The sequence below is a fragment of the Campylobacter concisus genome, assembly GCF_003048835.2.
In the GTDB taxonomy this organism is placed as follows: Bacteria; Campylobacterota; Campylobacteria; order Campylobacterales; family Campylobacteraceae; genus Campylobacter_A; species Campylobacter_A concisus_D.
Genome location: NZ_CP060705.1, coordinates 1,987,396 through 1,998,513, shown reverse-complemented (window position 1 = coordinate 1,998,513; position 11,118 = coordinate 1,987,396). Strand labels below are relative to the sequence as shown.

Annotated in this window: 10 protein-coding genes and 2 pseudogenes; 7 read left to right on the top strand and 5 right to left on the bottom strand. The window is 40.4% G+C overall.

Going from position 1 to position 11,118, the window contains the following annotated elements:
* Positions 1–122 precede the first annotated feature (122 nt).
* From ruvC to CVT08_RS10040, 6 genes and pseudogenes are all read left to right on the top strand, one after another.
* Positions 123–602 carry a crossover junction endodeoxyribonuclease RuvC gene (gene ruvC, locus CVT08_RS10060; protein WP_103567041.1) on the top strand — a complete coding sequence of 160 codons (480 nt, stop codon included), beginning with the start codon at positions 123–125 and terminating at the stop codon, positions 600–602.
* Positions 603–618: 16 nt separating this feature from the next.
* Positions 619–1,308: an MOSC domain-containing protein gene (locus tag CVT08_RS10055; RefSeq protein ID WP_107856342.1), complete on the top strand. Its 690-nt coding sequence runs from the start codon at positions 619–621 to the stop codon at positions 1,306–1,308.
* 105 nt (positions 1,309–1,413) lie between these two features.
* Positions 1,414–2,148: pseudogene (locus CVT08_RS10540) on the top strand (cache domain-containing protein); the annotation flags it as partial.
* A gap of 819 nt (positions 2,149–2,967) precedes the next feature.
* A pseudogene (locus CVT08_RS10535) lies at positions 2,968–3,339 on the top strand (methyl-accepting chemotaxis protein); the annotation flags it as partial.
* A 97-nt stretch (positions 3,340–3,436) separates the two neighbouring features.
* Entirely contained in the window at positions 3,437–3,952 is a 516-nt protein-coding gene (luxS, locus tag CVT08_RS10045; RefSeq protein ID WP_107856340.1) for an S-ribosylhomocysteine lyase, read from the top strand.
* 1 nt (position 3,953) lies between these two features.
* Positions 3,954–5,060, top strand: a complete 1,107-nt coding sequence (locus tag CVT08_RS10040; protein WP_107856339.1) for a DNA adenine methylase — start codon at positions 3,954–3,956, stop codon at positions 5,058–5,060.
* A gap of 45 nt (positions 5,061–5,105) precedes the next feature.
* Here the strand turns inward: CVT08_RS10040 and thyX are convergent, their stop codons facing one another.
* The 5 genes from thyX to CVT08_RS10015 all read right to left on the bottom strand — a co-directional run bounded on the left by thyX (position 5,106) and on the right by CVT08_RS10015 (position 10,358).
* Entirely contained in the window at positions 5,106–5,735 is a 630-nt protein-coding gene (gene thyX / locus CVT08_RS10035; RefSeq protein WP_107856338.1) for an FAD-dependent thymidylate synthase, read from the bottom strand.
* Positions 5,736–5,827: 92 nt separating this feature from the next.
* Positions 5,828–8,272 (bottom strand): flagellar hook protein FlgE, encoded by a 2,445-nt coding sequence (gene flgE / locus CVT08_RS10030; protein WP_107856337.1) that lies wholly within the window; start codon positions 8,270–8,272, stop codon positions 5,828–5,830.
* Between the two features lie 117 nt (positions 8,273–8,389).
* The gene (locus tag CVT08_RS10025; protein ID WP_107856336.1) at positions 8,390–8,662 is read right to left on the bottom strand and encodes a type II toxin-antitoxin system RelE family toxin; all 273 of its coding nucleotides are present in this window, start codon (positions 8,660–8,662) and stop codon (positions 8,390–8,392) included.
* On the bottom strand, positions 8,662–8,952 hold the full coding sequence (locus tag CVT08_RS10020) for a formate dehydrogenase (RefSeq protein WP_107856368.1): 291 nt from the start codon (positions 8,950–8,952) through the stop codon (positions 8,662–8,664). The genes CVT08_RS10025 and CVT08_RS10020 overlap by 1 nt, the downstream gene beginning before the upstream one ends.
* 38 nt (positions 8,953–8,990) lie before the next feature.
* Positions 8,991–10,358, bottom strand: coding sequence for a Na+/H+ antiporter NhaC family protein (locus CVT08_RS10015; RefSeq protein ID WP_107856335.1), 1,368 nt, complete (start codon positions 10,356–10,358; stop codon positions 8,991–8,993).
* 118 nt (positions 10,359–10,476) lie between these two features.
* Between CVT08_RS10015 and pyrE the strand changes: the two genes are divergently transcribed.
* Positions 10,477–11,085 (top strand): orotate phosphoribosyltransferase, encoded by a 609-nt coding sequence (gene pyrE / locus CVT08_RS10010; protein ID WP_002940584.1) that lies wholly within the window; start codon positions 10,477–10,479, stop codon positions 11,083–11,085.
* Positions 11,086–11,118: the final 33 nt, after the last annotated feature.

The window sequence follows — 11,118 nt, the reverse complement described above, 5'->3', positions numbered from 1 at the left end:
ATTTCAACCCTTTTTATTTAATGAATTTTATTAGCGATTTTATCTTAAATTTAATAAAACCTTTGTTAAACTCTGACAAACTTTTTCACGGCGTGAAAAAGTCGTGAAAAAGTATTGAAAAGATTGTGATGAAAATTTTAGGAATAGATCCAGGCACGAAAAATTGCGGTTACGCGATACTTGAAAAGAGCAAATTTAAAACTACTCTTCTTGAAGCTGGGCTTATAAAGATAAAGCCAAACACGCTTCAATACCAAATAACAGAGCTTTGCGAGGGGCTTGACCTCATCTTTAAAAATCATAAATTTGACGAGGTCGCGATAGAGGACATCTTCTTTGCCTACAACCCAAAAACGGTCTTAAAGCTAGCTCAGTTTCGCGGGGCGCTTAGTCTTAAAATTTTGCAGCTTCATGGCGATTTTGCCGAGTATACGCCGCTTCAGGTGAAAAAGACGGTCACTGGCAAGGCAAAGGCTGACAAAGAGCAAGTGGCATTTATGGTGAAGAAAATTTTAGGCATAAACAAAGAGATAAAACCGCTTGATATTACCGATGCGATCGCGATCGCACTAACTCACGCGAATAATTTAAGAATAAACTAAATTTGATAGGAAAAATATGGCAACACTAAAAGCTTTACTAATCGGAGATGTGAAAAACTATGGCTCGCAAAATGCAACTGATAAGCTAAATTTACCTTGGAGCTCAGCTATTTTTAAAGTAGCTAAAAATGGCGAAATTTTCGCAAATGAGCTTGGCTTTGAGGGCGATAGCGTCGCTGATACGAAGCACCACGGCGGCCCTGAAAAGGCTGTTTTTGCAAATTCGTTTGCAAACTACGCCGAGTGGGAGAAATTTTTAGGATTAAAAAATATGGCTTATGGGGCGATGGGGGAGAATTTATGCGTTGATGGGCTTGATGAGAGCTGCGTTTATGTGGGCGATATCCACAAGGTGGGCTCGCTTGTGCTTCAAGTCTCACAGCCTAGAAAGCCATGCTTTAAGCTCTCAAAAAGATGGGGCAATGAAAATATGGCTACTCACATCTTCAAAACAGGCCTTACTGGCTGGTACTACCGCGTCCTTACGCCAGGCTCATGCAAAGCAGGCGACGTGATAGAGGTTGTGGAGAGTGACCCCGTTCATATGAGCATTTTAGAGATAAATAGGCTATTTTACGCACCAAGTGAAAATTTAAATTTACTAGAAAAATTTAACGCCCTCACCACTCTTACAAATGGCTGGCACGATGATATGAAAAGACGCATCGAGGGAATTTATAGCACCGAATTTATGAGAACACTATAAACATTTATACTTTTGCTCCGATTTTGTTTTGCAAATGGATTTCAAACAAAATTTAAAGGAGCAGAGGTGTTTCGTTCTATCACAAATAAGATAGCACTAGCCTTGATGATTTTACTCATCATCTCGTTTTGTGCTATCTCGGCGGTTAGTTATTTTACTTCAAAGGACAAGATCGTTGAGCTTGTCAGTGGCAAAGAGGATCAAGTCCTTAAAGATATAAAGAGTGTTGCAAACACTTTTTTTGATGAAAATTTAGAGCATATCAAGAAAATTTCATCAGTCGTTGAGAGCGCTCAAAGTGGCGATGAGATAATGAACTTTGTCTTATCAGAAAAAAAGGTTGCAAACTCTGCGGTGAGCTATGTTTATTACGGAGATGAGGATGGACACTTCTTCCAATCAGATGGTAAAAGAACAACCGTAGCTGATAACTACGACCCAAGAACTAGAGGCTGGTATAAGAGCACAAAAGAGAAAAATAAAGAAATTTATACCGAGCCAAGGGTCACTTCTACAAACGATCTTGTTGTAACTTTCACAGCTCCAGTTACTAAAAATGGTAAATTTGTTGGCGTTGCTGGCATAGATGTGGATGTAAAGAAAGTTAGCGACAAGATCATCGAGATAGGCGATACTGGCGATGGTGGATATGCTTATATTATGAAAAAAGATGGCACTATGCTCTTTTCTGACGTAGCTTCAGAGGTTGGCACTATCTTGCCAGCTACAAAGGTCGTCTCAGAAAAATATAACAATAAAGAATTTGACGAAAATGGTCTGATCTCATATAAAAACTCTAAAAACCAAGATGTAACGGCTAAAATTTTACCTATCAACGATGATGGCTGGCTTGCAACTGTTGCCATAGGTGCAGATACATTTTCAAACCACACTATGCCTATCTTAAAAGCTCAGCTAATGCTTGCAGTGCTTTTCATAGTCATACTCTCAGCCATTGTTTTCGTGCTACTAAAACGCTCGCTTAAGCCTATCAGCGTTATCCAAGAGAAGCTTTCTGATACATTTAAATTTATCACTTATGAGAGCAGCACCGCTCCAAGCAAGCTAGATATCCACACGACTGATGAATTTGGCGTGATGAGTGAAGAGATAAATAAAAATATCGACAAAGTCATAGCTGGCATCAAAAAAGATAACACCATGCTTGAAGAGCTAAATGTAGCTGCAAATAACATGATAAGAGGAAATTTAGGCGTCAAACTAAGTGAGAATCCAAACAACCCATCGCTTATCAAGCTAAAAGATCTGCTAAATACCTTCTTTAGCTCTATCAGTCAAAATTTAGGCAGCGTCATAAATATCCTAAAAGCCTACTCAAATAACGACTACACCGCTAAGATCGAGCTAAGAGATGACATTGAGGCTGATCTAAAAGCCATGATAGTTGGTATAAATAACGCAGGTGACGCTATAAGCGCTATGCTAAATAGCAACCTAAATCAAGCTCAAATTTTAGAAGAAAAAGCAACGATGCTTGCTGAGTCTATGAGAAATTTAACTGATGGGGCGAGCAAACAAGCTGACTCTATCCAAGAGAGCGCAGCTGCGGTTGAGCAGATGTCAAGCTCTATGAATGCTATCTCACAAAAGACAGGGGACGTCATAAGACAAAGCGAAGAGATTAAAAACATCATCGTCATCATCCGTGACATCGCTGATCAGACAAATTTACTTGCTCTAAATGCCGCCATAGAAGCGGCTCGCGCTGGAGAACACGGTCGTGGCTTTGCAGTCGTGGCTGATGAGGTTAGAAAACTAGCTGAACGCACACAAAAATCTCTAGGAGAGATCGAGGCAAATACAAATGTATTGGCTCAATCAATAAACGAGATGAGCGAATCTATAAAAGAGCAAGCTGAGGGCATAAATATGATAAATAGAAGTGTTGCCCAAATAGATAACGTCACAAAAGAAAATAGAAGCGTTGTTAGCAGTACAAACGACGTAACTAGCGAGATAGACGGCATGGCGAAGGTCATACTAACAGACGTTAGAAAAAATAAATTTTAATACCTAAAAATACTACTAGGCTCATGTAAATTTACGTGGGCCTTTAAATTTTAAATCTTTTTTACGCTAAAATTACCAAAAATTTAAAGGAGAATATATGCCACTACTTGATAGTTTTTGCGTAGATCATGTGAAGATGAAAGCCCCAGGAGTAAGACTAGCAAAGAGTATGAAGACCCCAAAAAGCGATGATATCAGCGTTTTTGACTTGAGATTTTGCAAGCCAAATGAAGAAATTTTGCCAGAAAAGGGCACTCATACTTTAGAGCACCTATTTGCTGGCTTTATGAGAAACCATCTAAATGGCAACGGCGTGGAGATCATAGATATCTCGCCGATGGGTTGCAGGACTGGCTTTTATATGAGCGTGATAGGCACACCTAGCGAAGAATCTGTAAAAAAGGCATGGCTTGCTTCGATGAAGGATATCTTAGAGGTCAAAACTCAAGATCAAATTCCAGAGCTAAATAAATTTCAATGCGGTACATATAAAATGCACTCACTTGATGAAGCGCACGCAATAGCAAAGAAAATTCTAGATCAGGGTCTAGTCATCATAAACAACGAAGAGATCAAGCTTGACGTTGATGCTATGGGACTAAAAAAGCACTGATTTGAAGCCAGCTAAACAAGAAAATCAAGCCTATCTAAAAGAGCAAATTTTAACCTATCTTGGTAACAAACGCTCTCTTTTAGGCTTTATCGAGCGAGGCGTAAAATACGCAAAAGACGAGCTTAAAAAAGAGAAGCTTAGCTGCTGTGACCTCTTTAGTGGAAGCGGCGTGGTGGCTAGGTTTTTAAAACAAAATAGCGAATTTCTAGTCGCCAACGACTTGGAGCTTTATAGCTTCATCACAAACTCATGCTACCTGCAAAACGCCACAAACGAGCTAAAAGATGAGATAAATTTCTGGCAAAAAAAGCTTGAAAAAGAGATAGAAGAAAACCTTTCTGAGGGCTTTATAACAAGGCTTTATGCTCCACAAGATGATGAAAATATCGCTTTTGGCGAGCGGGTCTTTTACACAAAGAAAAATGCCAAATTCATTGACACTGCAAGAAGGCTCATAGATGAGATATTGCCGGCTGAAATGAGAAAATTTTTCATAGCACCGCTACTTTATAATGCAAGCGTGCATGCAAATACGAGTGGAATTTTTAAAGGTTTTCATAAAAATAAAGAGGGTATCGGTCAGTTTGGCGGACATGGGCAAAATGCCATCTCAAGGATCACTTCTGATATAAATTTGACAAAACCCATCTTTTCAAATTTTAGCGTGCCATTTGAGGTCTATCAAAAGGATGCAAATTTGCTAGCAAAAGAGCTTGATGGGCTTGATCTAGTCTATCTTGATCCACCTTATAACCAGCACCCATACGGCTCAAACTACTTCATGCTAAATCTCATCGCAAGCTACACTGAGCCAAATAAAATTTCAAAGGTTTCAGGTATCTCAAAGGACTGGAACAGATCAGTTTTTAATAAAAAATCGTCAGCAAGCGAGGCATTTTTTGAACTCATAGCAAATTTAAGGGCTAAATTTGTGCTTATCTCGTTTAACTCAGAGGGCTTTATAAACCAAGATGAATTTGACAAAAACCTAAATAAAATGGGCAAAGTTCATCTACTTCGCCAAAAGTATAATGCCTACCGCGGCAGCAGAAATTTAAAAGCTAGAAACATCCACGTAGACGAACTTCTCTACGTTTTACAAAAGTAAATTTAGCGCTCATTTTATCACTTCTAAATTTCACTAACGTAATTGTTAGTTTTGCTCATCCTCTGGCAAGCATTTTTCAAAGATAAATTTATGCTCATTTGGTAGGGCGTCGTAGATAGCATTTGCTAAATTTCTTATCTCCCAAAGGGCTGACTTTGAGCTTCTTAGAGAGATGAAATTTTGCAAGCTTCTAGCGTTTATGCTCCATGTAAGCTCGGTTTTATAGCACTCTGGTAAGCAGTATTTAACTATATCAAGGCTTTTTGTAGTTGAGGCTAAAATTTCACGTAAATTTTCAAGCGCTTTTATGCTTGCGTTATCGACCACTTCGTCATTTGTTAGCACGATAAATTTAGACGCACGCTCAAACTGCCCTACTTCAAATTTATCCTCTTTTTTTAGCTCTTTTAGCGTGTAGCGGGTTGATTTGACGCTTAGGCTCGCTATGCGGTGGCGAGCTAGCTCTTGAAGTAGTGCGCGCGAGATGCCTTGGATGTAGAAGTTGTAGTAAAGATGCTCCAGCGTTGATGCATGTTTAAATTTATTACCCACCCTATCTATCAGCTCGACGTCTTTTTCGCCGCCATTGTCGCCTTTGTCAAAGCTTTGCCAGCATGTGCGGATCGCGTGAGAGCAGATATTTAGTGGAGTGTGATTTAGAAGTGTTACTTGCATATTTTCTCTTTTTGTGAAATTTTTTAGCATTTTACAAAAAGAAGGCTGATTTTATTTGTAAATTTAAAAGGGAGCGAGCGCCCCCTTTATGATTATTGTTTTAGTTGAAGAAGTGTGTTTAGCATCTCGTCACTTGTTGTGATAGTTTTTGAGTTTGCTTGAAAGCCTCTTTGGATGACGATAAGATCTGTTAGCGCACGGCTTAGATCGACGTTACTAGCTTCTAGTTTTGAAGCCGCGATCGTTCCTTTATCGCCAGTGCCTGCTGCGCCTATGACTGCTTCGCCTGAGTTTGCTGTTTGTGAAAAGACGTTTCCGCCCTCACTTTGAAGACCCTCGTTGTTTGTAAAGCTAGCAAGTGCAACTTGAGCTAGACCAAAGCTTTGGCCGTTTGTAAATGCACCGATAATCGTACCAGTTTCGTCGATCTTTAGGTCATTTAGTGTGCCACCTGTGTAGCCATCTTGTGAGATAGACTCAGTTGAAGAGTCTTTATCAAAGCTTGTTAGTCCGTTAAAATCAGTTCCCAAACCAAAATTCAAACTAACATTTTGACCACTTTGTGAGCCATTGTTAGCTGAAAATGTTATCGTAGCTGGGTGAAAGCTAGCAAGTGAGCCATTTGAGTTAAATCTCAATGAACCAGTTACGACGTTATCTGGACCCTCACCTGTGTAGTTTATCTTAGCAGGCTCTGGCACTTGGATGATCATATTCCACTCAGTTCCACCATCTGTTGTAGTGCCTACTTTTGCCCATTTGATACTAACTGTGTGTTTTGAGCCAAGTGAGTCAAAAATTTCAGCCGTTGAGCCGTGGCTTGACATCATCATCTTACCGCTCGCTCTTAGGGCTTGACCTGGGCTTAGTGCGCCATCAAGTGCTTTCATGATATTTGTAAAGCGAACGTTTTCATTTACTGCTGCGTTGTTTGTGCCTTGAGCTGGTTTTGTAAGACCAGTTGTGGTCATATAAAGTGCTTGATCAGCCATTTCGTTTGTAGGGTTTTCTAGTTGAAATTGACCTAGTTTATTTACAGTGATCTTTACGCCGTCGTTTGTATCATCTCCAGCTGCTGCTTGAAGTGCAGCAACACCTGCTGCGTGTTTTTGATCAGGTGTGCCAGCTGCTGCTGCATAAGCGTTGTTATATGCTAGTGCATAGGCTGGATTTGTTATAGCTGCACCACCTGTACCAGGGGCTACCTTGTGAGCGGCAGTTGCAAGTTTTGCTGCATCAAGTGCGTCAGAGTTTGCTCTTATTTGACCATCGCCGTTATAATCAACGTGGTTTCTAGCATCCTCTTGCATAGCTGCACGAAGATCTTCTGTTGTTGTTATTTGTCTTGCGATTTTGTCGTTATTTGGGTGAACAGCTGTTGTTTGTGAGCTTGTATAGACATATTGATAAGCTGTTATGATATCTTTACTAGCTAGACCGCCAACTGTGTTTCCAGCATTTACTGTTAGGTGGATGTTTTTTGTCTCTTCGGTTGTACCTGAGTTGTTTCTGTTTATAAGCGTTAGTTTGTTACCCTCTGAAATTTCAGCTCTAACACCAGTTTTGTTGTACTGAGCGTTGATAGCAGCTGCAACGTCACTGATGCTTGTCATTGTGCCAGCTTGAGTTTTGATATTTTGTCCATTTAGTGTTATATCAAGTGTAGCTGGTGGGTTGATCTGACCTATGTTTTGTGCTAGAGCGCTACCTACTGAAAATTTCTCAGTCTTAGCATTTGCGTAGCTTACCCAGATACCTTGACCATCTCTTAGAGCAAGACCGTTTCCAAGCTCGTCAAATGTAACGCCAAGATCGACACCACGCTCTGTTAAAATTTGCTCGTTTCTTGAGTTTGTATAAAATTCATCGTTGTTTGTATCGTTTTCGTTATGAACTTCGTTGGCATTTAAAATTCCATCGTTATTGTAGTCACGTCCGCCAGCAACTGAATCAAGAGCGTATATAGGCGTGCTTCTTTGACCGATGCTGTTACCTGAGTCGAGGTTGCCTTTTATTTTAACTTCTGTTGTCGCTCTTGCTGGAGTTGTAAGACCTTCTTTGATGACGATGTTGCTTATAGGGCCTGTTGAGTCGATAGTGCCAGTCTCATCATCTCTAGTCCAGCCTTGAACGATGTATCCGCTGTTGTTTACGAAGTTACCAGCCTTATCACGAACAAAGTCGCCGTTTCTTGTATAGTATCTTGTCGTTCCGCCATCTGGAGAGACGACAAAAAAGCCATTTCCCTGAAGAGCAAGGTCGGTTTGCTTAGTAGTGTCTGTTAGTGTGCCTTGTGAGAAAATTCTTGTAGTTGAGTTTATGGTCGTTCCTAGACCTATTTGCATAGCGTTTTGACCGCCTAGCTGACCTTGTGGAGCGGTAGCTACTCTTGGAGTTTGGCTTAGTATATCAGCAAAATTTGCGCGGTTGTATTTAAAACCATAGGTATTGACGTTTGCGATATTGTTGCCTTCTACGTCCATGGCTATCTGGTGGGCTTGTAGGCCTGAAACACCAGACCAAAGTGATCTCATCATGAGCTTATCCTTTTTCTCGTTTTAAAATTTTTTATGATCTTTCTAAAGCAAAAGATGTTCCAAAATTTATATCGGCAAAAAGAGAAAAATTTGAAAATTTTTGTGTGATCGTATTTTTTAGTATGCTTTTTCTCGTGATGAAATTTCTATTATCTCAATAGTTAAAATTTCATCTTGCTTAAGCCCTATTATGCGGTAATGTATGCCAACTCTCCAACGCCAGCGATTATCATAGCCCTGCATCTTTTCTGCGTTATTTGTCGCAAAAGGATTTTCTACTTTTTCAAGCTCTTTTAGAAAGGTGTGTATTTTTAGAGCTGCTCTTAGATCACCTTTTGAAATTTTATCTAGTTGTTTGTCAGCAGAGCGTTTAATGACTATTTTATACACTAAACGCCCATTTCGGTTTTAACTTCAGCTATTAGTGCTTCTTGCTCTGCTTTTGAGAGTTTTTTAAATTCCATATCGAGTTTTTTTATGCTTGGAGACTTTAAAAGTTCATAATCTTTTGGCTCATCCAGTTTGCTTTTTATCTTTTTTTTAAGATAAAGGATTAGTTCTGATTGTTTTTTTAAAGTATCTTGCAATGAATTTAGTTTTTTTTCTTCTTTTTCAAGAGAATTAAACAATGCTTTACGTGTCATAGTCTCATATTTTGCATAGTCAATATTTGTTTGCATCGCATTTTCCTTTAAATTTTTTAATGATTTTAACACATTTATCCAAGTATCATGGCTCCTACGATGCCACCGATGATTAGTGGGATGTTAAAAAATATAAATGTAGGCACGCAAGTATCATATATGTGGTTGTGCTCACCATCAGCATTTAGACCGCTCGTTGGCCCAAGTGTGCTGTCGCTTGCTGGGCTTCCAGCGTCGCCCAGAGCTGCAGCTATACCAACTAGCAAGATGATAGCTGGCACGCCAAAGCCAAGGCTAAGACAAAGTGGCACGTAGATAGAGGCTAAGATAGGTATAGTGCCAAAGCTAGTGCCTATACCCATCGTGACTAAAAGTCCGATAAGTAGCATCAAAAATGCTCCGCCTATCTTGCCGCCAGAGACCAAGCTGGCGTATTTTACAAGCTCGTCTATACCGCCACTCTCTCTTAAAATGGTGCCATATCCCGCAGCAACAAGCATGATAAATGCGATAAAGCCCATCATAGCAAGGCCATTATCCATGATCTTATCTACTTTTTTATATTCGATGCCTCCAAAAACGACCATGACCAAAAGTCCAAGTAGCGCGCCAAGTGGCAAGAGCGAAGTGTAAATTTGCACGACAAAGGCGACAACCGCACCAGCTAAGACCGCCCACTCTTTTTTAGTCATCTCAAGGCCTTTTGCGCGCTCGATCTCATCAAGCTCGGCCTTTTCAAATTTAGATGTTTTATAAACGCGTTTTCTGCCATAGACAAAGATAGCGACGATAAGGCCAACTAACATCGACGCACCGCCGATCCACATTACCGATGAGATATCCGAGATGGTTGTGTTTATGCCGTTGTTTGCTAGCTCTTTTTTAAGGATATTGTGAAAAAGCAGACCAAAGCCAACGCTAAGGCTTACATAAGGCGCTTGCAGACCAAATGTAAGAGCGCAAGCCACCGCACGTCTATCTATACCCATCTTATTCATAAGGGCAAGAAGTGGCGGGATCAAGATAGGTATGAAGGCTATATGAACTGGGATCAAGTTTTGAGACAAACAAGCGATAAATGCGATGGTTAGCGTGAATATCACCTTATTTGAGCTAAGAAATTTACTCATTGCATTTATCAAGATGGCTGTTAAATTTGTATTTGCGATGGCAGCTGCAAGAGCGCCTAATAAAATGTAGCTTAGCGAGGTCTCAAGGTTGCCTTGCATGCCACTTATGAGGCTTTGCGTGGTCTCTTTTAGAGCCGAAAAAAAGCTCTCAAAACCGCTTGCCAAACCGCTTTCAAATCCGCTAAAACCATGCTTATACATGACACCAGCGACAAGGGCTGAGATGAGGATAGAAAGCAGGATGTTAAAGCGCAGCAAACATAGCACTGTCATCACCAAAATGCTAAAAACAACAGGGTTAAAGAGAAGCATGTGTGTCCTTTTTGTATGTTGGAAGAATTATACAAGCGTGGGGCTTATTAAATTTTAAAAAGAGTGGCTTAAGTGGGTATGTGTTAAGATTTTTGGCAAATTTTAAAAGGAAAAAGCGATGGATTTAGAGAAAATTTATAAGGACGCTGGGGCGTATTTAGAGGGGCACTTTTTGCTAAGTAGTGGTAACCATTCGCAGTTTTATCTGCAAAGTGCAAAGGTGCTTGAAGACCCTGCTCTTGCAGCAAAGCTAGCAGATGAGCTAGCGCGTGTGATAGAGAAATTTGGCATTAAATTTGATAGCGTTTGTTCTCCTGCACTTGGTGGAATTTTAGCTGGATATGAGCTAGCTCGCGCGGCGAAAAAGCGTTTTATATTTACAGAGCGCGTTGATAGAGTGATGAGCCTAAGGCGCGGCTTTGAAGTGAAAAAGGGCGAGAAATTTATCGTTTGCGAGGACATCATCACAACTGGTGGCTCAGCACTTGAGGCAGCGCACGTGATAGAGAGCCTTGGTGGCGAGGTAGTTGGCTTTGCAGCACTTGCAAACCGTGGCTTTTGCAAGGTTGCAAATTTAGGCAATGAAGCTAAGGCAAATGCAAAACTGCCAAGCGACAAGCCATTTTTTGCTTTGGGAAATTTTGAATTTGAAATTTACGAGCCAGAGCACTGTCCGCTTTGTAAGAGTGGTAGCAAGGCTATTAAGCCTGGAAGCAGAGGCAACTAAAGGCTACTAAATTTTACGTATTTTTTACACTCA